The organism is Streptomyces sp. NPDC088732 (assembly GCF_044751205.1).
In the GTDB taxonomy this organism is placed as follows: domain Bacteria; phylum Actinomycetota; class Actinomycetes; order Streptomycetales; family Streptomycetaceae; genus Actinacidiphila.
This window is the reverse complement of record NZ_JBIVLI010000012.1, coordinates 97,662-122,739: the sequence shown is the minus strand read 5'-3', so window position 1 is coordinate 122,739 and position 25,078 is coordinate 97,662. Positions and strand designations below refer to the sequence as shown.

23 protein-coding genes and 1 riboswitch are annotated in these 25,078 nt (G+C 73.8%); of the genes, 6 read left to right on the top strand and 17 right to left on the bottom strand.

The genetic code is table 11. From position 1 onward, the window contains the following. Positions 1 to 3 precede the first annotated feature (3 nt). The 6 genes from ribH to ACIP9H_RS21355 all read right to left on the bottom strand — a co-directional run bounded on the left by ribH (position 4) and on the right by ACIP9H_RS21355 (position 6,057). Positions 4 to 489 (bottom strand): 6,7-dimethyl-8-ribityllumazine synthase, encoded by a 486-nt coding sequence (ribH, locus tag ACIP9H_RS21380; protein WP_401594295.1) that lies wholly within the window; start codon positions 487 to 489, stop codon positions 4 to 6. A gap of 84 nt (positions 490 to 573) precedes the next feature. After that, complete coding sequence (locus tag ACIP9H_RS21375; RefSeq protein WP_401594292.1) at positions 574 to 1,863, bottom strand: bifunctional 3,4-dihydroxy-2-butanone-4-phosphate synthase/GTP cyclohydrolase II; 1,290 nt, start codon at positions 1,861 to 1,863, stop codon at positions 574 to 576. Beyond that, entirely contained in the window at positions 1,860 to 2,516 is a 657-nt protein-coding gene (locus ACIP9H_RS21370; RefSeq protein ID WP_360914799.1) for a nicotinamide mononucleotide transporter family protein, read from the bottom strand. The genes ACIP9H_RS21375 and ACIP9H_RS21370 overlap by 4 nt, the downstream gene beginning before the upstream one ends. Next, on the bottom strand, positions 2,513 to 3,130 hold the full coding sequence (locus ACIP9H_RS21365; protein WP_401594288.1) for a riboflavin synthase: 618 nt from the start codon (positions 3,128 to 3,130) through the stop codon (positions 2,513 to 2,515). The genes ACIP9H_RS21370 and ACIP9H_RS21365 overlap by 4 nt, the downstream gene beginning before the upstream one ends. Beyond that, positions 3,131 to 4,195, bottom strand: a complete 1,065-nt coding sequence (gene ribD, locus ACIP9H_RS21360) for a bifunctional diaminohydroxyphosphoribosylaminopyrimidine deaminase/5-amino-6-(5-phosphoribosylamino)uracil reductase RibD (protein ID WP_401594360.1) — start codon at positions 4,193 to 4,195, stop codon at positions 3,131 to 3,133. A 197-nt stretch (positions 4,196 to 4,392) separates the two neighbouring features. Next, positions 4,393 to 4,523: riboswitch (FMN riboswitch) on the bottom strand. Positions 4,524 to 4,848: 325 nt separating this feature from the next. After that, complete coding sequence (locus ACIP9H_RS21355; RefSeq protein ID WP_401594285.1) at positions 4,849 to 6,057, bottom strand: ROK family protein; 1,209 nt, start codon at positions 6,055 to 6,057, stop codon at positions 4,849 to 4,851. A gap of 127 nt (positions 6,058 to 6,184) precedes the next feature. Between ACIP9H_RS21355 and ACIP9H_RS21350 the strand changes: the two genes are divergently transcribed. Both ACIP9H_RS21350 and ACIP9H_RS21345 read left to right on the top strand, forming a co-directional pair. Then, on the top strand, positions 6,185 to 7,402 hold the full coding sequence (locus tag ACIP9H_RS21350; protein ID WP_401960199.1) for an MFS transporter: 1,218 nt from the start codon (positions 6,185 to 6,187) through the stop codon (positions 7,400 to 7,402). Between the two features lie 10 nt (positions 7,403 to 7,412). After that, a complete protein-coding gene (locus tag ACIP9H_RS21345; protein ID WP_401960197.1) occupies positions 7,413 to 7,949 on the top strand; it encodes a GNAT family N-acetyltransferase in 537 nt (178 codons plus the stop codon). Between the two features lie 594 nt (positions 7,950 to 8,543). Here ACIP9H_RS21345 and ACIP9H_RS21340 read toward each other — a convergent pair. Continuing rightward, complete coding sequence (locus ACIP9H_RS21340; protein ID WP_401594275.1) at positions 8,544 to 9,416, bottom strand: helix-turn-helix transcriptional regulator; 873 nt, start codon at positions 9,414 to 9,416, stop codon at positions 8,544 to 8,546. A 120-nt stretch (positions 9,417 to 9,536) separates the two neighbouring features. Here ACIP9H_RS21340 and ACIP9H_RS21335 point away from each other — a divergent pair, with 120 nt between their 5' ends. Both ACIP9H_RS21335 and ACIP9H_RS21330 read left to right on the top strand, forming a co-directional pair. Further along, positions 9,537 to 10,400, top strand: a complete 864-nt coding sequence (locus ACIP9H_RS21335; RefSeq protein ID WP_401594272.1) for an NAD-dependent epimerase/dehydratase family protein — start codon at positions 9,537 to 9,539, stop codon at positions 10,398 to 10,400. Between the two features lie 70 nt (positions 10,401 to 10,470). Then, positions 10,471 to 11,160 carry a DUF5995 family protein gene (locus ACIP9H_RS21330; protein WP_401594269.1) on the top strand — a complete coding sequence of 230 codons (690 nt, stop codon included), beginning with the start codon at positions 10,471 to 10,473 and terminating at the stop codon, positions 11,158 to 11,160. Between the two features lie 11 nt (positions 11,161 to 11,171). On the opposite strand, the gene ACIP9H_RS21325 is transcribed toward ACIP9H_RS21330, so the two are convergent. The 6 genes from ACIP9H_RS21325 to ACIP9H_RS21300 form a co-directional block, all read right to left on the bottom strand. After that, positions 11,172 to 12,878, bottom strand: coding sequence for a flavin monoamine oxidase family protein (locus ACIP9H_RS21325; protein ID WP_401594266.1), 1,707 nt, complete (start codon positions 12,876 to 12,878; stop codon positions 11,172 to 11,174). A gap of 60 nt (positions 12,879 to 12,938) precedes the next feature. After that, complete coding sequence (locus tag ACIP9H_RS21320; RefSeq protein WP_401594264.1) at positions 12,939 to 13,739, bottom strand: carbon-nitrogen hydrolase family protein; 801 nt, start codon at positions 13,737 to 13,739, stop codon at positions 12,939 to 12,941. Positions 13,740 to 13,895: 156 nt separating this feature from the next. Beyond that, the gene (locus ACIP9H_RS21315) at positions 13,896 to 14,351 is read right to left on the bottom strand and encodes an Lrp/AsnC family transcriptional regulator (RefSeq protein WP_401594261.1); all 456 of its coding nucleotides are present in this window, start codon (positions 14,349 to 14,351) and stop codon (positions 13,896 to 13,898) included. A gap of 158 nt (positions 14,352 to 14,509) precedes the next feature. Further along, the gene (locus ACIP9H_RS21310; protein ID WP_401960285.1) at positions 14,510 to 15,958 is read right to left on the bottom strand and encodes a GuaB1 family IMP dehydrogenase-related protein; all 1,449 of its coding nucleotides are present in this window, start codon (positions 15,956 to 15,958) and stop codon (positions 14,510 to 14,512) included. A gap of 89 nt (positions 15,959 to 16,047) precedes the next feature. Next, on the bottom strand, positions 16,048 to 18,195 hold the full coding sequence (locus ACIP9H_RS21305; protein ID WP_401960192.1) for a SpoIIE family protein phosphatase: 2,148 nt from the start codon (positions 18,193 to 18,195) through the stop codon (positions 16,048 to 16,050). A gap of 47 nt (positions 18,196 to 18,242) precedes the next feature. Further along, complete coding sequence (locus tag ACIP9H_RS21300) at positions 18,243 to 19,760, bottom strand: GMC family oxidoreductase (RefSeq protein ID WP_401960189.1); 1,518 nt, start codon at positions 19,758 to 19,760, stop codon at positions 18,243 to 18,245. Between the two features lie 97 nt (positions 19,761 to 19,857). Here ACIP9H_RS21300 and ACIP9H_RS21295 point away from each other — a divergent pair, with 97 nt between their 5' ends. Beyond that, positions 19,858 to 20,598, top strand: a complete 741-nt coding sequence (locus ACIP9H_RS21295) for a TetR/AcrR family transcriptional regulator (protein ID WP_401960186.1) — start codon at positions 19,858 to 19,860, stop codon at positions 20,596 to 20,598. Positions 20,599 to 20,626: 28 nt separating this feature from the next. Here ACIP9H_RS21295 and ACIP9H_RS21290 read toward each other — a convergent pair whose 3' ends face one another. From ACIP9H_RS21290 to ACIP9H_RS21280, 3 genes are all read right to left on the bottom strand, one after another. Further along, entirely contained in the window at positions 20,627 to 21,661 is a 1,035-nt protein-coding gene (locus ACIP9H_RS21290) for a sugar-binding domain-containing protein (protein WP_360914844.1), read from the bottom strand. 66 nt (positions 21,662 to 21,727) lie between these two features. Next, positions 21,728 to 22,393 carry a ribulose-phosphate 3-epimerase gene (gene rpe / locus ACIP9H_RS21285; RefSeq protein WP_360914847.1) on the bottom strand — a complete coding sequence of 222 codons (666 nt, stop codon included), beginning with the start codon at positions 22,391 to 22,393 and terminating at the stop codon, positions 21,728 to 21,730. Between the two features lie 237 nt (positions 22,394 to 22,630). Continuing rightward, the gene (locus ACIP9H_RS21280; protein WP_373297613.1) at positions 22,631 to 22,705 is read right to left on the bottom strand and encodes a 50S ribosomal protein bL37; all 75 of its coding nucleotides are present in this window, start codon (positions 22,703 to 22,705) and stop codon (positions 22,631 to 22,633) included. 219 nt (positions 22,706 to 22,924) lie between these two features. Between ACIP9H_RS21280 and ACIP9H_RS21275 the strand changes: the two genes are divergently transcribed. Further along, positions 22,925 to 23,446 carry a hypothetical protein gene (locus tag ACIP9H_RS21275; RefSeq protein ID WP_401960182.1) on the top strand — a complete coding sequence of 174 codons (522 nt, stop codon included), beginning with the start codon at positions 22,925 to 22,927 and terminating at the stop codon, positions 23,444 to 23,446. A gap of 98 nt (positions 23,447 to 23,544) precedes the next feature. On the opposite strand, the gene ACIP9H_RS21270 is transcribed toward ACIP9H_RS21275, so the two are convergent. Then, positions 23,545 to 24,930: an RsmB/NOP family class I SAM-dependent RNA methyltransferase gene (locus tag ACIP9H_RS21270; protein WP_401594354.1), complete on the bottom strand. Its 1,386-nt coding sequence runs from the start codon at positions 24,928 to 24,930 to the stop codon at positions 23,545 to 23,547. Between the last annotated feature and the right edge of the window lie 148 nt (positions 24,931 to 25,078).

Genomic DNA, 25,078 nt, shown 5'->3' with positions numbered 1-25,078 from the left:
ACCTCACCGCCACGGCTCGGACACCGAACGCAGGATCGTCGCCGTGGCGACCGCGGCGGTGACCGCCTCGTGCCCCTTGTCCTCGTTGGAACCGGGAAGTCCGGCCCGGTCCAACGCCTGTTCCTCGGTGTCGCACGTCAGCACGCCGAACCCGACGGGCACGCCGGTGTCCACCGAGACCTGGGTCAGCCCCTGGGTGACGCCCTGGCACACGTACTCGAAGTGCGGCGTGCCGCCGCGGATCACGACGCCGAGTGCGACGATCGCGTCGTAGCCGCGGTCGGCCATCGCCTTGGCGGCGACCGGCAGTTCGAAACTGCCGGGCACCCGGATCAGGGTGGGCTCGTCGATGCCCAGGTCACTGAGCGCGCGTACGGCGCCGTCGACCAGCCCGTCCATCACCTGCTCGTGCCACTGGGCCGCGATGACGGCCACACGCAGGTCGCCGCAGTTCTTCACGGACAGTTCGGGGGCGCCCTTACCGCTCACGTGCGTCTTCTCCTTGCTCGATGCTGTCGATGTACTGGTGCTGCTGGTGGTGCTGGTGGCCCGGGCCGCCGTACCGGGACCGGACTACTGGTTGTGGTAGGCGGCGCTCGGGGCCGGGTCGAGCCACGGCAGGTCGTGGCCCATGCGGTCCCGCTTGGTGCGCAGATAGCGCAGGTTGTGCTCGCCGGCGGCGATGGGCATGGCCACCCGCTCGGTGACCTTCAGGCCATGGCGCGTCAGCGCGTCGGTCTTGTCGGGGTTGTTCGTCATCAGGCGCACGGAGACCACGCCGAGGTCGGTGAGCATCTGGGCGGCGGCGCCGTAGTCGCGGGCGTCGGCGGGCAGGCCGAGCTCCAGGTTGGCGTCGAGGGTGTCGCGGCCGCGCTCCTGGAGTTCGTACGCGCGCAGCTTGGACAGCAGCCCGATCCCCCGGCCCTCGTGGCCGCGGAGGTAGACCACGACGCCGCGGCCCTCGGACGCCACTCGTTCGAGCGAGGCCTGGAGCTGCGGGCCGCAGTCACACCGCTGGGAGCCGAACACGTCGCCGGTCAGGCACTCGGAGTGGACGCGGGCCAGCACGTCCTCCCCGTCGCCGATCTCGCCCGCCACGAGCGCGATGTGCTCGATGCCGTCGGCGGAGTCGCGGTACCCGTAGGCCCGGAAGTCGCCGTAGGCGGTGGGCAGACGGGTCTCCGCCTCGCGGCGGACGGTGGGCTCGGCGGAACGGCGGTGGTCGATGAGGTCCTCGATCGAGATGATGGCAAGACCGTGCTTGCGGGCGAAGGTCATCAGGTCGGGAAGACGGGCCATGGTGCCGTCCTCGTTGGCGATCTCCACGATCGCCGCGGCGGGGCGCAGACCGGCCAGCCGGGCCAGGTCCACACCGGCCTCGGTGTGGCCGTTGCGGGTGAGCACACCGCCGGCCCGGGCGCGCAGCGGGAAGACATGGCCGGGCCGGACGAAGTCGCCGGGCGCGGTGCCGCCGGTGGCGAGCAGCCGGATGGTGGTCGCCCGGTCGGCGGCCGAGATGCCGGTGGTGACGCCGTGGGCGGCGCTGGCGTCGACGGACACGGTGAAGGCGGTCTTCATGGACTCGCTGTTGGAGGCCACCATCTGCGGCAGCTCCAGCCGGTCCAGGTCGGCCTCCTCCATCGGCACGCAGATCAGTCCGCGGCACTCGGACATCATGAAGGCGACGATCTCGGGCGTGGCCTTCTCGGCCGCGATGACGAGGTCGCCCTCGTTCTCGCGGTCCTCGTCGTCGACGACGACGACCGGGCGGCCGGCCGCGATGTCGGCGATGGCGCGCTCGACGGTGTCCAGGACGATCGGCTCGTCCTTCACCTCGTACAGGCTGTGCAGTGCGGTGCTCATGCTGCTGCCGCTCCTTCCAGGGCAGGCGCCTTGGGGCGCGGGACGCGGGTCTGCTGCCACCAGGCGTGCATGCCGGCGATCACCAGGACGAAGTAGAGGACGTAGACGAAGGCGGAGAACTTCAGGCCGCTGTTCCAGGCCAGCGGGACGCCGACGACGTCGACGGCGAGCCAGGCGAACCAGAACTCCACCCAGCCGCGGGCCATGGCGACCATCGCGGCGACGGTGCCGACGAAGATGTATGCGTCGGGCCAGGGGTTCCAGGACAGCGACGGGTAGAGGGTGAACAGCCCCACGACCGCGAGGAGGCCGGCGACGGTTCCGCCGGCGAGCAGGCCCCGCTCCCGCCACGTGGCGAAGCGGATCGCGATCCCTCCGGAGCCGCGGGCGCCGCGGCGCCACTGGACCCAGCCCCACACGGCGACACCGATCACCAGCAGCTGCTTGCCGACGCCGCCGGTGAGGTGCGCGGACCAGTTGGCCGCCACCAGGACGACGCCGGACAGCAGTTGGACGGGCCAGGCCCACACCGACCGCCGCCAGCCGAACGCGAGCCCGGCCAGGCCGAGGCTGTTGCCCACCACGTCGGTCCACAGGAAGTCCTGGCCGAACGCGGAGAAGGCGGACCCGTTCAGGGCGTCGAGGGCACTCACCGCTCCGCCGCCCTCGGTGTCGTGGCACGGTCCCCGTACAGCCGCTCGACGTACTTGGCGATGACGTCGACCTCGAGGTTCACCGGGTCGCCGGGCTGCTTGAAGCCCAGCGTGGTCAGGCCGAGGGTGGTGGGGATCAGGCTGACGGTGAAGGAGTCGGGGCCGGCCTCGACGACGGTCAGGCTGATGCCGTCGACCGTGATGGAGCCCTTCTCGACCACGTAGCGGGACAGCTCCTGCGGCAGCGAGATCCGGACGATCTCCCAGTGCTCCGCGGGGACGCGCTCGACGATCGCGCCGGTGCCGTCCACGTGGCCCTGGACGAGGTGGCCGCCGAGGCGGCCGCCGAGGGCCATGGGGCGTTCCAGGTTGACCTTGCCGCCGGCGCGCAGCGCGCCGAGGCTGGACCGCTTGAGCGTCTCGGCCATCACGTCCGCGGTGAACTCGCCCTCGCCGGTCTCGACGACGGTGAGGCACACGCCGTTGACCGCGATCGAGTCGCCGTGCTTGGCGCCTTCGGTGACGAGCGGGCCGCGCAGACGGAAACGGGAGGCGTCGCCCAGGTCCTCGACGGCGACGACGTCGCCCAGCTCTTCGACGATTCCGGTGAACACTCAGTTCTCCTCAATTCGGCTCGGGTATGCGGTAATACGCAGGTCGGGGCCGATGTGTTCGGTCGCGGCGACGTCGAGCCGCAACGCCTGCGAGATGGTCGTGATTCCCGCGTCGCCGAGAGCGGCCGCTCCGGCGCCGAGCAGGACGGGGGCGAGGTAGCCGACGACCTTGTCGACGGCCCCCGCGGCGACGAACGCGCCGGCCATCGTGGGCCCGCCCTCGAGGAGTACGGAGCGGACGCCGCGGCCGTGGAGCTCGCCGAGCAGCGCGTGCACGGCGATCCCGTTGCCGGTGCGCGGGAGCCGCGCGATGTCGACGCCGGGCAGGTGCTCGGTGTCGGCGTCCTCGGCGACGGCGATCAGGGTGGGGGCGGCGTCGTCCAGGACGCGGGCGCCGGGCCGGATCTTGGCGTTGGTGTCGACCACGACGCGCAGCGGCTGGGTGAAGGAGCCCGTGAGACCGCGTACGGCCAGATGGGGGTCGTCGGCGCGCAGGGTGCCGGAACCGACGACGACGGCGTCGGACTCGGCGCGCAGCCGGTGGACGTCGGCGCGGGAGGCCGCGGAGCTGATCCAGCGGCTCGTGCCGTCGGCGGCCGCGATCCGGCCGTCGAGGGTGCTCGCGTACTTCCACACCACGAAGGGGCGCCGTTCACGGGTGGCGGTGAGCCAGACCTCGTTGCCGCGGGCGGCCTCGGCGGCCAGCAGGCCGCTCTCCACGTCGACCCCGGCGGCGCGCAGGGTGGCGCCGCCGCCGGTGGCCGCGGGGGTGGGGTCGCCGACGGCGTAGACGACACGGGAGACCCCGGCGGCGATCAGCGCCTGCGCGCAGGGGCCGGTGCGGCCGGTGTGGTTGCACGGTTCCAGGGTGACGACGGCGGTGCCGCCGCGGGCGGCGTCCCCGGCGGCGCGGAGTGCGTGGACCTCCGCGTGCGGGCCTCCGGCCTGCTGGTGCCAGCCCTCTCCCACCACCTGTCCGCGGGCGTCGAGAATCACGGCGCCGACGACGGGGTTGGGGCTGGTGGAGCCCAGTCCGCGGGCGGCGAGCTCTACGGCCCGGCGCATCGCGTCGGCTTCACCTGGTGTGGCCACCGGGTCCTCCTGCCTCTTCGGGCACGGACTCCGGGGCTGCGCGGGAAACGGAACGGGGATACGGATCCGGGGGACGCCGGGTCGGAGGGGTGGCCGCGCAGGTCCGTGTCGTCGTATCCGGGGACACGCACTCGCGCTGCCGCCGACGGCGGCGTACCGGTTCCTGCCCGCCGCGCACTGCCTCCCATCCGGACTTTAACCGTCGGTCCAGGAATCTCACCTGGTCAACCGGCCGCTGGATGCGGACGGGTCGCGGACTGTAACCGCCGGTTCGGAGTTTCACCGACCCCGGAGTGCGCTGAACGTCACTGGTACTGCACTCAGTCTGCCACGGACGATCGATGCATATGCAATGGCTTGCTGTGGGGTCTCTCACACACCGGTGGCCCGCACCCATTGACGCCACTGGTCTAGTCCTCTTAGTCTGCCGCCAACGCCCTTGCCGGGCAGCCCCCTTCGGAGGTCCGCGGTGCCCCACGCACCCGCGCCGCCACGGCCCGGCACCAGGACGGACCCGACCGCAGACGCCGACTCCGCCCCGACCGCGGGCTCCCGCGGACCGCCGACACATCCCCCCACACACGCCCGGCGGCGGAAGGGCGTCTCCCCCGCCGTCGGGCCGGACGTCACACGTCCGGACTGAACAGCGCGTCCTGCGCGGCGTCCCGCGCCGACAGCAGGGCGCCGCGGAGCACGGCACTGCCCGTGACCGTCCCCGCCCGCACCTCGGTCGGCAGCGGGGACATGCGCGCGAGCCGCTCGGCGACCCGGGCGGCCAGGTCCCCGGCCCCGGCCCGGCCCACCTCGCCGCCCAGGACGACGCATCCCGGGTCGAGCACCGCGCAGACCGCCGCGACGCCTATGGCCACCCGGTCCGCCAGGGCGTCCAGGAACAGCTCGCCCCGCTTGCCGCCCGTCCGCGCCCCGGCGACCACCGCCTCCGCCGCCGGCGCGTCGTCCTCCTCCCCCGGCACCGGAAGCCCGTGCGCGCGGGCCAGCGCGCATACGGCCGCGCTCCCGGCCAGCGAGTGGAAGCCGCCCCCGCACCCGCTCGCCGTGGGCAGCTCGAACGTCCCGGGAACCGGCAGGAAGCCGATCTCCCCCGTGCCGCCTGAGGCACCGCGGCGCAGCACACCGCCCAGCACCACCGCGGCGCCGACACCGTGGCCGAGCCACAGCAGCACGAACGTCTCGCGGTCGCGGACCGAACCGAGCCGCTGCTCGGCGACGGCGGCGAGGTTGACCTCGTTCTCCAGCAGCACCGGCGCGTCGATCCGCCGGCGCAATTCGGCCACCAGGGCGGAGTGCCAGGCCGGCAGCTGGCCGGTGGCGCGCAGCTCACCGGTGGCCGGGTCGACCAGGCCCGGCGCGCCGACGGCGATCGTGTGCAGCGCCGTGGCGCCCGCGCGCCGCGCGGTGCGCTCCAGCAGGGCGACCGAGCGGGTGACCGTCCGCCGCGGGTCGCCGAGCGGGTCGACGGGCAGCACGGCGCTGCCGATCGTGACGCCCAGCAGGTCGGCGACCTCGATGGCGACGCTGTGCGTGCGCACGTCGAACGCGGCCAGATGGGCCCGGTCGGCGACGATGCCGTACAACCGCGCGTTGGGGCCGCGCCGGTCGGCGCCCGTCTCCCCGACGACCGCCACCAGGCCCGCCTCCTGCAGCCGCTCGACGAGGTCGGCGACGCTCGGCCGGGACAGCCCCGTCAGCTCCTTGAGCTGGGACGCGGTCAACGGGCCCTGACCCTGGAGCAGTTCGAGTGCCAGCCGGTCGTTGATCGCACGGGCCGTACGGGGGGACGCGGTACGGCCGACGAGCGGGCGGAGGGCACTCATGACGGGGATCCTTCCAGAAGCCCCGGCCCGAGGGCCGGGAACGGCTGCATTCCGGCTATCTTTCAGGAAGCCTGCCTGTTAATTTACAGAAGCGGGACCACGGGGCGGGACACTGGGAGGGATCACCATGGCGACGACCACGACGAGGAAGACCGAGCCGCGGCTGCGACGGGCCCATCTGGCCGTCGCCGCGATCTTCGCCGTGCACGGCTCCGTCAGCGGCAGCTTCGCCACCCGCATCCCCTGGATCCAGGAGCACGCGGGCCTCAGCGCCGGACAGCTCGGCTTCGCCCTCGTCTTCGCCGCCGTAGGCGCCTCCGCCGCCATGCCGCTCGCCGCGCGCATCGCCCACGTGCTCGGCATGCGCGCCGCGCTGCGCGTCCTGATCGGCCTGTGGTGCGCCTCGCTGGCGCTGCCCGCCCTCTCCCCCGGACTGCCCTGGCTGTGCGGGGCGATGCTGGTCTACGGCGCCTCGGCGGGCATGGCGGACGTCGTCATGAACGCCCAGGGCGTCGAGGTCGAGGAACGCCTCGGCCGGTCGATCATGTCCGGGCTGCACGGCATGTGGAGCGCGGGCGCGCTGATCGGCTCCCTCGTCGGCGTCGTCGCCGCCCACGCCGGACTCGACGCGCGCGTCCACCTCGCGACCGTCGCCGCCGTACTCGTCGCGACCGGGCTGCTGGTCTGCGGCGGCGTCCTGGACCTGCGGCCCGCCCAGCACGACGAGGCCCCCGCCCGCTTCGCGCTGCCGCCGCGCTCCGCCCTCGTCATCGGCGCGATCGGCTTCTGCGCCGTCTTCGCGGAGGGCGCCAGCATGGACTGGAGCGCGGTCTACCTCCGTGACATCACCGCGGCCTCCCCCGGCGTCGCCGCCGCCTCCTACACCGCCTTCGCCTGCACCATGGCCGTCTCCCGCCTCCTCGGCGACCTCGTCGTACGCCGCTTCGGGCCGGTCCGCACGGTCCGCGTCGGCGGCGTCCTCGCCACCGCGGGCGGCGTCCTCGTGGCCACCGCCGCCAACCAGATCGCGGCCATCGCCGGCTTCGCCCTCCTCGGCGTCGGCATAGCCGTTGTCGTACCGCTGTGCTTCGCCGCGGCCGGCCGCAGCGGGCCCAACCCCAGCCAGGCCATCGCGGGCGTCGCCACCGTCACCTACACCTCCGGCCTCGTCGCGCCCGCCGCCATCGGCTCCATCGCGCAGGCCAGCTCCCTCCAGGCCTCCTTCGGCCTGGTCACCCTGCTGGCCGCCGGGCTCACCCTCGGCGCGGGCGTCCTGCGCGCCGCCGGCACGTCGGCAGCCCAACCCGCCGACAAACCCGTCGCCGTGGCCGCGCCCCATGTCTAGCCTGCACGACATGCGGATCTTCCTGGAGACGGAGCGGCTGCGCCTACGGCACTTCACCGACAGCGACACCGACGCCGACCACCTCATCGGCCTCGACAGCGACCCCGAGGTCATGCGCTACCTCGGCAGCCCCACCCCCGCCGACGTCATCCGCCACGACGTCCTCCCGCGCTTCGCGCGCTCCCAGGTGTGGGCCGCCGAGGAGCGGACCACCGGGCAGTTCATCGGCTGGTTCGCCCTCACCCCGCGCGACGGCGGCCCCGCCGACGACCTCGAACTCGGCTACCGGCTGCGGCGCGCCGCGTGGGGCCGCGGCTACGGCACGGAGGGTGCCCGCGCGCTGGTGGCCAAGGCCTTCACGGACCTGGGGGCGCGGCGCGTGTACGCGGAGACGATGTTCGTCAACGCGCGGTCGCGGCGCGTGATGGAGAACGCGGGGCTGTCCTTTGTGCGGGTCTTTCACGAGCAGTGGGAGGTGCCCTTGGCGGGCGCGGAACACGGGGAGGTCGAGTACGCCCTCCTCCGCACGGACTGGCCCTCCCCGTAGGGCGTTTCCCCCGGGTTTTTCCCCCGCCCTCCCGCCCGTGTGCCCTGTGAAGTCAGGGCGCCCCGACGCAAGTTATTGGGGGGCCGGGTGCGGGCCCTCCGGGGCTGCCATTCTGGACAGCACATTTAGGTGCCTCAGGCGCTCTCCGCTGCCTGCCCCGGGTTGTGCACCCAAATATGCTCCAGTGTCCAGAACGCCACCCTCCCCCAGCTACCGCTGGGAGGTGCCCCCACCTCCCCCGCCCCCTCCGTCTCGCCATGCGCCTGATCCGCGGAGGGTGGTCTGAAGCGGCACCGTGCTCGGGCACCCGTAGGCGCCGCGCCGTCCAAGTACGCAGCCGTCACCGCCTACAGCACCCCCACCGGCCGTAAGTCGCCCCAACGACCCCGGGAGGGGGTGCGCCGGGGTCCGCCCGCAGGCGACGAGCGGCGACCGCAGTACACGAATTGCAGGCGTAAACCGCGAGCGCCGAGGACGGATCCCGGAGCGGCGCCGACCCCACAACGCACGCAGCGCAGGGCCCGCACTTACCGCGCCGGGCACTCGGGAGGGCGGGTGGGGAAAAAACCCAGGCAGAAGCCTCACGCAGCCAGGTCAGCCGACCGCCAGGTCTTGCAGGCCCACGACCTTCAGCAACCGCAACCGCTCGTACGACTCCGTCCCCACCCCCGCACTGTGCACAATGAGCCGCTGCCCCCCTTCCGCACTGACCAGCACCTCGCAGTCGAGTTCGAGCATCCCCACGACCGGGTGCCGGAACCGCTTGGTCGCGAAGCGCCGGACCGCGACCTCGTGCGTGGCCCACAGGGCGGCGAACTCCGGGCTCGCGGCACGGAGTTCCGCGACGAGGGCGGCCGCGGCCGCATCGTGGGGGCGGGCGGCGAGGACGGCGCGCAGATGCGCGACGTGGGCGCGTCCGAGGTCGTGGTGGTCCTCGGGCGGGAAGAGTTCGCGCGCCGCGAGGTCGGTGAACCAGCGGCGGACGAGGTTGCGCTCGGCGGGCGGCCGGGCCGAGACGTCGCCGACGAGGGCGGCGGCCATGGCGTTCTGGGCAAGCACGTCGCCGAGGTCGCCGACGACTTGCGCGGGCGTGTCGTGGAGACGGTCCAGGACGAGCAGGAGCCCGGGCCGTACGTGGGTGGAGCGGTGTGCGTCGCGGGGCGGTTCCTCGCCGCCGAGGTGGAAGAGGTGGTCGCGTTCGTCGTCGGAGAGCCGCAGGGCCCGGGCGAGGGCGCCGAGGATCTGCCGGGAGGGCCGGGGGCCGCGGGCCTGTTCCAGCCGCGTGTAGTAGTCGGGGGACATGCCGGCCAGCTGCGCGACCTCCTCACGGCGCAGTCCCGACGTGCGCCGCCGGGCGCCGGCCGACAGGCCCACGTCGGAGGGGGCCAGGCGGGCGCGGCGGCGGCGCAGGAAGTCGGCGAGTCCTGCGCGGTCGAGGACGGGGCTGAGGTCGGGGTGCGGGTCCACGGTTCCAGGATCGCCCCGGGGCGCGGCCGTATCCAGGGCGTGCCGGTCCCGGGATCAGGAGGTCTCTCCCCTGCCGCACCGGACCGCTGGAGGCTGGGCCCGTCGCGAGAGGAGACATCGATGCTGACATTGGTGACGGGCGCCACGGGACGGGTGGGCAGCCGTCTGGTGCCGAGGCTGCTGCAGTGGCGGCGCCCGGGGGACGAGGTGCGGGTGCTGGTGCGGGACGCGGAGCGCGGCGCACCGTTCGCCCGGCGGGGAGCGCAGGTGGTGACGGGCGATCTGCGGGACGAGGAGGACGTGCGGAAGGCGCTCGCGGGGGCGGACGCCGTGCTGCATCTTGCCGCGGTGTTCCGCGGCGATGCGGGGGACGGGGCGTGGGCGGTCAACCGGGAGGCGACCTTGGCGCTGGCCCGGCTGGCGGCCGGGGCCGGGGCGGCACGCTTCGTGCAGGCAGGCACGAACCTGGTGTACGGACCGGGCCGGGGCCGGCCGTCGCTCGAGGACGACGAGCCGCTGCCGGGCGGCCCGTTGTGGGGCCCGTACCCGGAGTCGAAGGCGGAGGCCGAGCGGGGCCTGCTGGACCTGCACCGCACGGCGGGCCTGGACGTGCGCATCGGGCGCCTGGCGTTCGTGTACGGCGACGGCGACCCGCATCTGGCGGAGTCGCTGCGGTGGGCGGGCGGCTGGGCCGCGCACCAGCGGCTGCACATGGTGCACCACGCCGACGCGGCGCAGGGTTTCCTGCGGCTGCTGCGCACGCCGGGCATCGGCGGCCGGGTGTACAACATCGCCGACGACGCCCCGGTGACGGCGGTGGAGCTGCACTGGCTCGGTGGTGCGGAGGCACCGCCCGGCATGGCGGAGCGGGCCCTGCCCGACCCGTGGGCCGGGGTGGTGTCGACGGTGCGCGCCCGCGACGAACTGGGGTTCCGCCCGCAGTATCCGTCGGTGTGGACGGCGCGCGACGCGGGCGTGCTCTGACTCACCCGATCCGGGGACGCCGCGGCCGCCGCTCCCCGCGGGCCGCGCGACCTGCTGCGACGCTGGGCGCATGACGACGGCACGGCGGGCCGCGCCCGCGGGCGTGGATCAGGTGGTGGCGCGGATGCGGGCGCTGGGCGCGTCGCTGCCGCCGGGTGACGGCGTGGCGGTGTTCAACCGCGTCTATCTGTCGGTCACCGAGGAGCTGGTCCGGCGGCTGGCCGCGGGCGCGTTCGGCGACCCGCCGGCCGCCGCCGAGCTGGGCGGCCGTTTCGCCGACCGGTACCTGAGGGCGGTCGAGGGCGGCCTGGACGGGCGTGCGGTACCGGCCTGCTGGCGGCCGTTGCTCCTGCTGCGCGGGCACCCAGGCGTGCGCCCGGTGCAGTTCGCGCTCGCGGGCATCAACGCCCATGTGGGGCACGATCTCGCGCTGTCGGTGGTGGACACCTGCGTGGCGCTGGCGTGCGAGCCCGCATCGCTGGAGGCGGATTTCGACCGGGTCGGGGAGTTGCTGACGGCGGTCGAGGAGCGGGTGCGCGAGGAGCTGATGCCGGGCCCCGACCTGCTGGACCTGGCCGATCCGCTGACCCATCTGGCGGGTTCGTGGAGCCTGGAGCGCGCGCGGGACGCGGCGTGGGCCGCGTCCCGCGTGCTGTGGTCGCTGCGCGGACTGCCGGAGGTGTACGAGGAGTTCACCGAGAAGCTCGACGCGGGTGCCGGGCTGGTCGGCCGCTTCCTGCTGACCCCGCTGGGCCGCTGAGCGGTGGCGGCTCAGTCCTCGTCGAGCGCGACCGGCGCGATCTCGTCGTAGCGGTCGCCGGGGCCCGGGTTGGTCTCGTCGGTGGCACCGCCGAGCTGGTGCATGACGCCCCACACCGCGTTGAGCGCGGTCTGCACGGCGCCCTCGGCCCAGCCGGCCGTCCAGGAGATGTCGTCGCCGGCGAGGAAGATGCCGCGCTTGTCCTCGGGCAGGGTGTCCTGCATGAAGTGGGTGAACAGGCGCCGCTGGTACCGGTAGTGGCCGGGCAGGTTGGCCTTGAACGCGCCCATGAAGTAGGGCTCGTTCTCCCAGGAGACGGTCACCGGGTTGCCGATGACATGCCGGCGGATGTCGACCTTGGGGTAGATCTCGCGGAGCGACTTGAGCATGACCTCCATGCGCTCGGAGGCGCTCAGCGGCAGCCACTTGAGGCTGTCGTCGCACCAGGTGTACGACAGGCAGATCACGGCCGGCTGGTCGGGGCCGTTGTCGAGCAGGTAGGTGCCGCGGGTCATCCGGTCGGTGAGCGTCATGCTCATCACGTCCCGGCCGGTGTCCTCGTCCTTGTCGAGCCAGAACGGCCGGTCGACGGGGACGAAGAGCTTGCTGGACTCCATGTAGTGCGTGCGCTCGATCGCCGTCCAGTGGTCGATCGGGAAGAGCGAGTCGTCGCAGTCGATCTTGCTGAGCAGCATCCAGCTCTGCGCGGTGAAGATCGCCGCCTGGTAGGTGCGGATGGTGCCGTCGGCGTCGGTGACCGTGATGCGGTTGCCCGCGGTGCGGTGCAGGCGGGTGACGGCCGGGCGCGGGGCGCCGCCGTGCAGCGACTTCAGCGAGGTGCCGTACGGCCAGTGCACGATCTTCTCGGGCTCGCGCTCCCACAGCCGCACCGGGAGCTGCTGGCTGCCGCCGACGATGCCGCGGTGGTGGTCGTCGGCCTCGGTGTAGACGACGCGCAGGATCTCCAGGATGGAGTTGGGGAAGTCGGTGTCCCAGCCGCCCGTCCCGAAGCCGACCTGGCCGAAGATCTCGCGGTGGCGGAAGGACTTGAAGGCCTCGGAGTCGCAGAGGAAGCCGTAGAAGGTCTGGTTGTCGAGCTTCTCGACCAGCTTCGACCAGATCTCGCGGATGCGCGGGACGTCGCGCTCGCGCATGGCGCGGTTCATGTCGGTGAAGTCCGCGCCCTCCTCCAGGCAGGCGTTCCAGGCGTGCGCGACGTCGCGGTAGACCTGCGGCAGGTCGTCGATGGTCTTGGCGTAGTGGGACTCGCCCTTGAGGTCGACGACGGTCGACGGGGTCGCGGGCGCCAGCGGGTTGGGGAACGGCTGGGTCTCCAGGCCGACCAGGTCGATGTAGTGCTGGAGCGCCGTGGAGGACGGCGGGAAGCGCATCGCGCCCATCTCCGCGGTCAGGCTCTCGTCGCAGCCCTCGAAGCCGACGGTGCGCAGCCGGCCGCCGATCGTGTCGGCCTCGTAGACGACGGGCCTGAGGCCCATCTTCATCAGCTCGTACGCCGCCACGATGCCGGACAGGCCGCCGCCGATGACCGCGACCTCGGTGCCGTGGGCGGTCGCGGGTATGGAGCCGAGGCCGGCCGGGTCCGCCAGGAAGTCGTCGTACGCGAAGGGGAAGTCGGGGCCGAACATGGTGATGGGCGGGGCCGAGGGCACCTCGGGGTGCTGCTCGTCGTGGACCGCGGTGGGCACCGTGGACGTCATGGGGTGACTCTCCTGGCAGTGGAACGGGGTGGGGCCGTGATGAGGGGGTGGGGTGGGGGTTCAGCCCAGCGAGCGGTACAGCTCGGGGCGGCGGTCGGCGAGGTAGGGCGTCTCCTCGCGGGCGGCGCGCAGGACGGCGGGGTCGGCGTCGGCGACGACCAGTTCCTCCCCGGACCCGGCCCGGGCGCGGACCACGCCGTCGGGGCCGGCGAGACAGCTGAGCCCGGCGAAGTCGAACTTTCCCTCGAGGCCGCAGCGGTTGGTGTAGGCCACGTGCAGCTGGCTCTCCCAGGCGCGGGCCGGCACGAGGGTCTGCGCGACGAACTCGTACGGCCGCATGAGGGCGGTCGGCACGGTGAGCAGCTCGGTGCCGGCCAGGGCGTGGGCCCGCACGTTCTCCGGGAACTCGACGTCGTAGCAGATCAGGATGCCGATGCGGGTGCCGTCGAGCTCGGCCTGGACGACGGCCCGGTCGCCGGGGGTGAACCAGGCGCGCTCGCCGTCGCCGAAGAGATGCGTCTTGCGGTAGTTGGCCAGGCGCTCGCCGTCCGGGCCGATCAGCTGGGCGGCGTTGAAGACGTCGTCGCCGTCGCGCTCGGGGTAGCCGTAGACGATGCCGAGGCCGTGCTCGGTGGCGATGCGGGCGACGCGCCCGGCCGTGGGACCGTCGGCGGCCTCGGCAAGGGACGGGATCGCCCTGCCGACGGCATAGCCGGTCGTGAACATCTCGGAGGTGACGAGCAGCCGGGCCCCCGCGGCGGCGGCCCGGCGTGCGGCCGCGTCGAGCGCGGCCATGCTGTCGTCGACGGACGAGGGGACGCCGCTCGGGCCTTGGTACAGAGCGGTGCGCAGCGGCGCCATGGAGCCTCTTTCGCCTGGTGGGGTACCGGTTCGGGGTCTGACTCGACCGTACGATCACGCCCACCGCGGCGACAAGACGCGTCCATTGCGCATCGACCGCCGATTCGTTGCGCGATCGGCGCCCTCACCGGCGATTCGTTGCGTGCGGCCGGCGGCCTAGGCCGGCGAGCCCGCGGTGTAGCGCCGCAGCAGGGGCGAGAGCACCAGGACCGACTTGGTGCGCTCCACGAAGGGCTCGCCCGCGATCCGCTCCAGGACGCGTTCGAAGTGGCGCACGTCGGAGGCGTAGATCTGGACGACGGCGTCCGCCTCACCGGTGACGGTGGAGGCGGAGGCCACCTCCGGGTAGCGCGACAGGCCGCGCCGGATGTCCTCCGGCGAGGTGTTGTGGCGGCAGTAGAGCTCGACGAAGGCCTCGGTCTCCCAGCCCAGCGCCGCGGGCTCGACGCGGACGGTGAACCCGGTGATGGCGCCCTCGGCCCGCAGGCGGTCCACCCGGCGTTTGACGGCCGGGGCGGAGAGGCCGACCACGGTGCCGATGTCGGCGTACGAGCGGCGGGCGTCCTCGGCGAGGGCGTGGACGATGCGTTCGTCGAGTTCGTTCAGGCGCACGGGGGGTGGGTCACTTCTCTTCGCGGGCGAGCCGGCCACGGCGCGTGCCGTACCGGGGACAGCCTACGAGCCCGGCCGCCGTCCCCCGCCGCGGAGCGCCCGGGGCGGGGAGCGGCGTCCCCCGGACCGCTCCCCCCGCGCGCCGCCGGCGGACCCGGTCACTGCCAGCTGGCGTGCAGCGGCTTGCCCTCGGCGTAGCCGGCCGCGCTCTGGATGCCGACGACGGCCTTCTCGGCGAACTCGGCGAGGCTGGCGGCGCCCGCGTAGGTGCAGGAGCTGCGGACGCCCGCGATGATCGAGTCGATCAGGTCCTCGACACCCGGCCGGGCGGGGTCCAGGAACATCCGCGAGGTCGAGATGCCCTCCTCGAACAGGGCCTTGCGGGCCCTGTCGTACGCGGAGTCCTCGCTGGTGCGGTTGGCCACGGCGCGGGCGGAGGCCATGCCGAAGCTCTCCTTGTAGACACGCCCGTCGGCGGTCTGCTGGAGGTCGCCGGGCGACTCGTACGTGCCCGCGAACCAGGAGCCGACCATGACGTTGGACGCACCGGCGGCCAGCGCCATCGCCACGTCGCGCGGGTGCCGCACCCCGCCGTCGGCCCAGACGTGCTTGCCGTGCTTCGCGGCCTCGGCGGCGCACTCCAGCACCGCGGAGAACTGCGGGCGCCCGACGCCGGTCATCATGCGCGTGGTGCACATGGCGCCGGGACCCACACCGACCTTGACGATGTCGGCGCCGGCCTCGATCAGGTCGCGCACGCCCTCGGCGGAGACCACGTTGCCGGCCACGACCGGCACCCGCGGGTCGAGTGCCCGGACGGCCCGTACGGCCTGGATCATCGACTCCTGGTGGCCGTGCGCGGTGTCCACGACGAGGGTGTCGACACCCGCGTCGAGCAGCAGCTTGGCCTTGCCCGCCACGTCGCCGTTGATGCCGACCGCCGCGGCGATGCGCAGTCTGCCCTGCGCGTCGGTGGCGGGGGTGTACAGGGTGGCGCGCAGGGCGCCCTTGCGGGTGATGATCCCGGCGAGCCTGCCGTCCGCACCGACGGCGGGGGCCAGCTTGCGGTTGGCCTCCTCCAGCCGGTTGAAGGCCTCGCGCGGGTCGATGTCCGCGGGGAGCAGCAGGAGGTCCTTGGACATGACCACGGACACCTGGGTGAAGCGGTCGACGCCGGTCAGGTCGTGCTCGGTGACGACGCCGACCGGGCGGCCGTCCTCCACGACGACGGCGGCACCGTGCGCGCGCTTGGGCAGCAGGGCCAGCGCGTCGGCGACGGTGGCGTGCCGTCCGAGGGAGATGGCCGTGTCCAGCACGAGGTGGCGCTGCTTGACCCAGCCGATCACCTCGGTGACCACGTCGATCGGAATGTCCTGCGGGATGACGACGAGGCCTCCCCGGCGGGCGACGGTCTCGGCCATCCGCCGGCCGGCGATGGCGGTCATGTTGGCGACCACCAGGGGGATGGTGGTGCCGGTGCCGTCCGGGGCGGAGAGGTCGACACCCTGGCGGGATCCCACCGCGGAACGGCTGGGGACCATGAACACGTCGTCGTACGTCAGGTCGTACGGAGGCTTTACATCATTGAGGAAACGCACGTACTTGATTTTTGCACGACGGGGGCGGCCTCGGCCACGGACGAAAGTCCGGTGCTCAGGAGGGCCCTTTGGAGTTTCCTCCAAGAACTCCCCCGGGCTCAGCGTGTTCCGTCGTGCCATTCCCCACTCGCCGGGGGCGGGAGTTCCTGCTCCGCCCACACGAGCTTGCCCTCGGGCGTCAGCCGGATCCCCCAGCGCCGCCCCAGCCGGGCCACGAGACAGAGCCCGCAGCCGCCCTCGTCGGTGACGCCGGCACGGCGGGTGCGCGGGAGGTTGTTGTCGCGGTCGGCGACCTCCACGACCAGGACCTGGTGGCGGATCAGGCGCAGCCGGACCGGCCCGGGCGTGTGGACCACCGCGTTGGTGACCAATTCGCTGACGATCATCTGCGTGGTCTCCGCCATGCCCTCCAGGCCCCATGCGGCCAGTTGCCGCGAGGCCAGTGAGCGGGCCGCGCCGACCGCGGCCGGATCCGAGGGCAGCTCCCAGCAGGCCAGGTCCTCCGGGCTGAGCGCGCGGGTACGGGCCAGCAGGAGCGTGACGTCGTCGCGGGGCGCCGTGCCCGCCCGGAGGGTGCCCATCACCTCGGCGCACAGGTCGTCCAGCGGGAGGCCGGGGCGGGCGAGCGCCGCGGCCATCCGGTCCATCCCCACGTCGATGTCCTGGCGGCGGTCCTCGACGAGCCCGTCGGTGTACAGCGCGATCACGCTGCCCTCGGGCAGTTCCAGCTCGGCGGCCTCGTACGGCAGCACCCCGAGCCCGAGCGGTGTGCCGTCGGGCAGGTCGGGGAAGTCCACGTGCCCGTCGGGCAGGAGGACGGCGGGCGGCGGATGGCCGGCCCGCGCCATGACGCAGTGCCGGGTGGCGGGGTCGTAGACCGCGTAGAGGCAGGTGGCGAGGGCGCAGGTCTCGTCCGCGTGGCCGCCGGTCTCCTCGTCGGCGAGCCGGCCCACGACCTCGTCGAGGTGGGCGAGCAGTTCGTCGGGGGCCAGGTCCATGTCGGCGAGCGTGTGCACCGCGGTCCTGAGCCGGCCCATGGTGGCGGCGGCGTTGATGCCGTGGCCGGCCACGTCGCCGACGACCAGGGCGACCCGCGCGCCGGGCAGCGGGATCACGTCGTACCAGTCGCCGCCGACGCCGTCCTCGATGTCGGCGGGGAGGTAGCGCGAGACCGCGTCCACGGCCGCGCCGCCGGACACCGCGCGCGGCAGCAGGCTGCGCTGCAGGGCGAGGGCGGTGGCGCGCTCGCGTGCGTACCGCCTGGCGTTGTCGAGGCTGAGCGCCGCGCGGGCGACGATCTGCTCGGCGAGCAGCATGTCCTCCTCCTCGAAGGGGGCGGGATTGACGGTGCGCACGAAGGCGGCGACACCCAGCACGATGCCGCGGGCCTGCACCGGCACCACCATCACCGAGTGCATGCCGTGCTCGCGGATCGCCCGGGCCGGCACGGGGTGCCCCGCGGGCCAGCCGTCCGGGCGGTAGCCGAGGACCGGTTCGAAGAAGGGGCGCCGCGAGGCCAGCACCTCGGTGAACGGCGAGGTCTCCGGGACGGTCACCACCTCGCCGGGGCGCCGGCGTGCCTCCGGCGCACCCGCGCGGACCGAGGCGAGTCCGGCCCGGCGGAGGACGGGTCCCCCGCCGCCCCCGGCGAACGTCCGGTACGGGGGCTCCTCGCCGAGATGGACCGCCTCCACCAGGTCGACGGCCGCGTAGTCGGCGAGGAACGGCACCGTGAAGTCGGCCAGTTCCTGCCCGGTGCGCATGGTGTCGAGTGTGGTGCCGACGCGGGTGCCGGCCTCGCTGAGCAGAGCCAGGCGCTCACCGGACGAGCGCCGGCCGCCGGCCTCCAGGACCAGGGAGCACACGCCGCGCACCGATCCGTCCGGGTCGTCGAGCCGGAAGAAGGAGACGGAGTACGCGGGCGCGAGGCCGGCACGCCCGGAGGCGGCGTGCCGGTACTCGCGGCTGAGTGCCGGGGTTCCGGTGCGCAGCACTTTCGCCATCACGGCCTCCAGGGCGCAGCTGTCGCCCCGCAGGGCCTCGGACGGCCGGCGCCCCAGCCGGCGGTCACCGGGGATGCCGTCCTGGTGTTCCAGGGTCGCGTTGGCCCAGGTGCACCGCAGATCGGTGCCCCACAGGGCCAGACCCACGGGTGAGCGGGTGAGGAGTGCTTCCAGAGCCGGCCCGCTGCCGGCCGCCGCGGATTGCACGATGCCCTCCGGACTGGTGAGTAGGGATGTGGTCACGGCTGCCTCCTTCAGGGGCGCGCCCACACCGGCCGTGCCTGCAGCCGTCAGGCCGTGAGCAGTTCGGCCGCGCGTTCGGCGATGGCGCAGACGGTCGCGTTGGTGTTGGCCGACGGGATGGACGGGATGACGGAGGCGTCGGCCACCCGCAGCCCTTCGATGCCGCGCAACCGCAGGTCGTCGCGGACGACCGCCCCGGGTCCCTCCCCCATCCGGCAGGTGCCGACGGGGTGCGCGTACGAGGCGGCGGTCCGCCGGACGTACTCCCGCAGCCCCCGGTCGTCCTCGACGGCCGGGCCGGGCAGCACCTCCGTCCCGTGCCATGCGGACATGGCGGGGGACCGGCCGATCTCACGGGCGAGCCGCAGGCCCCGGATCAGGGTGACCAGGTCGCGGTCGTCGGCGAAGTAGCCCGGGTCCAGCAGCGGGGGGTCCGCGGGATCGGCGCTCGCCAGGCGTACGGTGCCGCGGCTGCGCGGGCGCATCGCCGAGACGCCGATCGTCCAGCCCTGGCCGGGCGACATTCCGTCGAGCAGGTTGCCCGGCGCGTCGACGAAGACCAACTGGAGGTCGGGGCCGTCCAGTCCGGGCCCGGAGCGCACCAGGCCCTGGGCCTCGCCGTGGTTGTTCACGCCGGCGGGTACCGGCCGGCCGGCGCTGTAGACGATGTTGGCGATCGGGTGGTCGTGCAGGTTGGCGCCGACGCCGGGGAGGTCCGCGACGACGTCGATGCCGCGGTCGCCCAGGTGTGCCCGGGGACCGATCCCGGAGAGCATGAGCAGCTGCGGCGAGCCGATGGCACCGGCGGTGAGGACCACCTCCGCGCGGGCCCTGGCCGTGCGCGTCCCGGCCTCCGTGCGGTACTCGACCCCGGTGCAGCGGCCGTTCTCCAGCAGCAGGCGGCTGACCCGCGCGCAGGTCACGACGGTGAGGTTGGGCCGGCCGGCGGCGGGGACGAGGTAGGCGTCGGCCGCGCTCTGCCGCCTGCCGTCGACGATGTTGAGGTCGGACCAGCCGAACCCCTCCTCCAGGCCGCCGCCGGGGTCGGCGGCGCGGGGGTGGCCGGCCTGCTCCGCCGCCCTCAGCAGGGAGCCGACGACGGGGTGCGGCGGGTTGGCGGGCCCGACGGTGAGGGGTCCGCCGATGCCGCGCAGCGCGGGGTCGCGCCCGGCGGTGTTCTCGCTGCGCATGAAGTACGGCAGCAGGTCGTCGAAGCCCCAGCCCAGGGCGCCGAGGGCCGCCCAGTCGTCGTAGCTGGACCGGTGTCCGCGGGCGAAGACCATGGCGTTGATCGCGGAGCCGCCGCCCAGGAAACGCGCGCGGGGCAGGAGGACCGATGTGCCGGTGGCCGTCTGGGGGACGGTGGTCTCGCCCCAGTTCGCCGGACTCTCCATCAGGGACGGCCAGGCCGGCGGCGAGGTCATGGCCGCCGTGGGGCGGTCCGCTCCCGCCTCCAGCAGCAGTACGCGGACACGGTCGTCCTGGGACAGGCGGGCGGCGATCACGCTGCCCGCGGTGCCGCCGCCGACCACGACGAAGTCGTGGGGCTCGGTTGTCGATCGCATGACGGATGCCACCTCTCCTTCCATTTCCACTGTTATCGGATAAAAGGTAACACCGATACGTTATCGACGATAAGTCCGATTCGTTATCATTGGCACCATGAGCGAAGCGGCAGCACAGGCATCGACGCCCGGCACACGGGAACGGCTCCTGCGGGCCGCCGCGGAACTGCTGACCGAGGGAGGCCGGGAGGCGGTGTCCACCCGCGCCGTGAGCGCGGCGGCCGGGGTCCAGGCGCCCACCCTCTACCGGGTGTTCGGGGACAAGGAGGGCCTGCTCGACGCGGTCGCCGAGTACGGCTTCCAGGGCTACCTGGCGGACAAGCAGGCGCTCTCGTGGACCGACAACCCCGTCGCCGACCTGCGGCGCTCCTGGGACCTGCACGTGGAGTTCGGGCTGTCGATGCCCGCGTACTACCGGCTGATCTACGGCGACGCGCGCGCCGCGGAGGGCTCCGCCGCCCGGGCGGTGGACATGCTGCGCGAGCTGATCGCCCGGGTCGCGTCCGCGGGACGGCTGCGCATGAGCGTGGAGCGGGCCACCCGCTTCATGCACGCCAACGGGGTCGGGGTTGTCCTCACCCTGCTGGCCGCTTCGCCGCAGGAGCGGGAGCAGGGGCTGTCCGAACTCGCCCGCGAGAGCGTGATGCGCACGATCACGACCGACGGCGGCGAGGAGAACGTCGTCGCGGGGCCCGCGACCGTGGCGGGTCGGGCCGGCGCACTGCGCGAGGCCCTGCGCGATCCGGGCACCGCTGCGCTGACGGCCGGCGAACGCACCCTGCTGACCGAATGGCTCGACCGTCTGGCCGACGCACCCGAGCGCAGTCCGGGGGCGTGAACCAGGGAGCTAGGACAGGCTCACAGGCTCACGGGCCCGCGGGGTCGGCGCGGTCCAGCGCGGGGCGGGGCATGGGCTCGGTGGACTCCAGCAGATAGTCCGCCGCCGACGTGTCGGTGACGATGCTGGTGACCAGGCCGGAGCGCAGGACCGCGTCCACGGCGACGGCCTTGCGCCGCCCGCCCGCGATCGCCAGCACCTCCGGGATGCGGCGCAGCCGGTCCGCCTCGATGGTGATGCAGCGCTCGCCCAGGTCGCGCCCGACGAGGCGGCCCTCGGTGTCGAAGAGGTGCGAGGACATCTCGGCGGCCACGCCCAGCGACGCGTAGTGCTCGCGCTCGGCGTCGGTGAGCGCGTCGTGCACCGTGGAGATGCCGGCCGCCCACGAACCGATGGAGACGACGGCGACGGTGACCTTGTCGAAGTAGCTCATGGCGGCCGCGATGCCGCTCTGGGCCCGCAGCGCGGCGGCGGTGGCCGGGTCGGCCAGCACCATCGGGGCGTACATGGGGTGGGCCTCGCCCCCGGAGACGGCCGCGGCGGTGCGCACCGCCTCGACCGACCCGCGGTCGGCGGTGCCCGCGTCGTACACGCCGGTCAGCTGGACGACCGTGCAGGGCGGGAGCCGGTCGAGGGCGTTGGCCATGGTGATGATGGAGCGGCCCCAGGCCAGGCCCAGCACGTCGCCCTCGCTGACCAGTTCGCCGAGCAGCTGCGCGGCGACCGCGCCCAGGTTCTCCGGATCGGGGCCGTCCGACTCGTCGGCGGGGGATTCGACGACGACCGCGTGCCGCAGGCCGTAGCGGGCGCGCAGGGCGTCGGAGCGTTCGGCGTCGAGTTCGGCGGGGACCCGGATCTCGATGCGCACCAGATCGCGTTCGAGGGCGGTCTCCAGGACCCGTGCCACCTTGAAGCGGCTCACACCGAACTCCTCGGCGATCTGGATCTTGGACTTCCCCTCCAAGTAGAAACGGCGTGCCATCGCCGCCGCCTGGACCATCTCGCCGGGGCCCATGCGCACCCCTGTGCGGCCTGTGGTCACGTTCTCTCCCCAGTTGCCCATCTGATCGGCTCCGCGCTCATCCTCGCACGTACTAACGGGTACCGGAGCACGCCGCCCAAGGAGTGGTCAGTGCGCGCAGGCGGCCGCGGCCTGCTTGCGCAGCGCGCGTACGGCCTCGGCGGGATCCTCCGCTCCGTAGACCGCGGAACCGGCGACGAAGACGTCGGCGCCGGCCTCCGCGCAGCGCTCGATCGTGGACGCGGACACGCCGCCGTCCACCTGGAGCCACAGCTCCAGGCCGTGCCTCTCGATCAGCTGCCGGGCCCGGCGGATCTTGGGGAGCATGATGTCGAGGAAGGCCTGGCCGCCGAAGCCCGGCTCCACCGTCATGATCAGCAGCATGTCGAGCTCGGGCAGCAGGTCCTCGTAGGGCTCGACCGGGGTGGCGGGCTTGAGCGCCATCGACGCCCGGGCGCCCATGGCGCGGATCTCGCGGGCCAGGCGCACGGGAGCGGCGGCGGCCTCGACATGGAAGGTGACGGAGCCGGCGCCCGCCTCGACGTACGCCGGGGCCCAGCGGTCCGGGTCCTCGATCATCAGGTGGCAGTCGAGCGGGGTCTCCGTCGCCTTGCGCAGCGACTCGACGACCGGCACACCGAGCGTGAGGTTGGGGACGAAGTGATTGTCCATCACGTCGACGTGGAGCCAGTCGGCTCCCTCCACCGCACGGGCTTCTTCGGCGAGCCGGGCGAAGTCGGCGGAGAGGATGCTGGGGTTGATCTGCACGGCCATGCTCCCAGTATGGCGGTGCGGGCGCCCCGGCCGCGCACTCGGGCGCCGCGCCTGTGGAAAACCCGGCGCCCCGCCGGCACCGTGCGCGGGCGCCGTCGCGCGGGTGCCGCTCCGTCAGATCACGCCGCCCCGGAACGCGGTGGCCCCGGAACGTCCGTGACCGCCCGCGCGGCGGCGCGGGCGGTCACGGACGGGACAGGACGTCCCCGGTGGGCCGGGCGGCGGTGCGCCCGGGCCTCACGCGTTGGGACGCTTGCCGTGGTTGGCGCCCTTCTTCTTGCGGGCGCGCCTCTTGTTTCCTCGCTTGGACATGGTGCCCAACTCTCTCATCAAGGACATTTCGACCAGCCTCAGTCTAGAAGCGGCACACCCGGCAGGCACGTTCTTCGAGTGCGTGCCGACCATGCGTATCGCCCCCGCCGCAGCGGGTGGCAGAATCCGCCGGGCGCGCACGACGGCATGCGCGGGCGACATGGGTGCGCTCCGCGGGCCGCGCCGCGGAGGCAGGGCGAGACCGGAGGATGCAGGTCCTTGAGGGACGAGCTGGTGCGGCTCCTCGAGCCGCCGGCCGACACGTGGGCGGCGCTGCTGAGCCCGGACGAGATCGTGCGGGGCTACGGGACCCGGTTGCCCGCCGACTACCTGTGGCTGATGGAGACGTACGGGCCGGGCGAGATCGCGCGCTACCTCCAGATCGTGCCGCCGGTCCCCGCCGACGAGGTCGGAAAGCTCTCCGGGGTCCTTCCGAGCGGGGCCTACCAGGAAGAAGGCGTGGAGGGCCTCTATCCGGAATACCTGGTGCCCGGCGGCCTTTTCCTGTGGGGCGGCACCCCTGACGGCGACGCCACGTTCTGGGCCACCTCCGGCGAACCGGACGAGTGGCCGGTCGTCGTCCGCCGCAGGCACCCCGGTCCCGACGAACCGGCGTGGACCCGCTACGAGTGCGGCATCGTGGAGTTCCTGGTGCGTACGTTCCAGGGGCGGCTCCAGCGCAACCCCTTCAGCGGCACCGACCTGTGGCGGAACGAGTCCGCGAACTTCGTTCGCGACTGAGCCGGCCGCCCTCGGCGTGCCGACACCCGGACGTGGTGCAACCGCCGAGCACGGCTGCACCCGCCCCGGGGCCGTGAGGAACCCGCGGTTCGGCGCGCTCAGCCAGTGCGTCGCAGGAGCGCGAGGTACATCGCGTCCGTGCCGTGCAGGTGCGGCCAGAGCTGGACGTCGGGGCCCTCCCCGAGGTCCGCCACACCGGCCATCAGCGGCCGGGCGTCGACCCACTCGACGGGGACGGCCCCGGGGGCGGCCAGCACGTCCTCGACGACGGCCCGGGTTTCCGCCGGATGGGGCGAGCAGGTGGCGTAGCCGACCACGCCGCCGACCCGCACCGCGCGCAGCGCGGACTCCAGCAGCCCGCGCTGCAACGGCGCGAAGCCCGCGAGGTCCTCGGCACGGCGCCGCCAGCGGGCCTCCGGCCTGCGCCGCAGGGCCCCCAGACCCGTGCAGGGCACATCGACCAGGACGCGGTCGAAGGCGCCCGGCCGCCACGCCGGACGGGTGCCGTCGGCGACGATCACCCCGTACGGCCCCGGGTTCCCCGCCAGCGTGCGGGCCACGAGACGGGCACGGTGCGGCTGCTTCTCCGAGGCGACCAGCGCCGCCCCGCGCTGCGCCGCGAGCGCGGCCAGCAGCGCCGCCTTGCCGCCGGGACCCGCGCAGCCGTCCAGCCACAACCGGTCCGGGCCGTCCCCGAGCGGCGCCGCGGCCAGGGCCGCGGCCACGAGCTGGCTGCCCTCGTCCTGCACGCCGGCCCGGCCCTCGCGCACCGCCTCGACGGCCGCCGGGTCGCCGCCCTCGGCGAGGCGGACGGCGTACGGCGACCAGCGGCCCGGCGCGGTGGCGTCCGCGGGCAGCGCGTCGGCCAGCTCCTGCGGTGTGACGCGGCCCGGCCGGGCGACCAGCGTGACCTCCGGGCGCTCGTTGTCCGCCGCGAGCAGTTCCTCCATGCCGGCGCGACCGCCGCCGAGGGCGTCCCACAGGGCGGAGACGATCCACCGAGGGTGGGAGTGGACGACGGCGAGGTGGTCCTCCGGGTCCTCGTCGTAGGGCGGGGCGACCTCGTCCAGCCACGCGTCCAGGTCCTGCGCGGCGATGCGGCGCAGGACGGCGTTGACGAACTTCGACCGCCCGTCGCCCAGCACGACCCGGGCCAGCTCCACGGTCGCGGAGACGGCGGCGTGCGTCGGGATGCGCGTGCCCAGCAGCTGGTGGGCGCCGAGCGAGAGCACGTCCAGCACCGGCGGGTCCACCTCGCGCAGCGGGCGGTCCACGCAGGCCGCGATCACCGCGTCGTAGGTGCCCCGGCGGCGCAGCGTTCCGTAGACCAGCTCGGTGGCCAGCGCGGCGTCCCGCCGGTCGAACTCCCTGCCCTTGCGCACCGCCTCGGCCTCGGCCTCGCGCAGCAGCGAGGGGAGGACGAGGTTGGCGTACGCGTCGCGCTCGTCGACGGCCCGAAGTGCCTCGAAGGCCAGGATGCGCACGGGGTCGCGCTGCGGCTTGCGGTAGGGCCGGCCGCCTTGCGGCGGCGCGCCCTGCGAGCGGCCCTGCCGGGCGGCGGGCTGGGATCGGCGGCGTGACGGTTCGCTCACGTGAAAGGTGCTCCGGGAAGGTCGGTGGTACGGCGGGGCG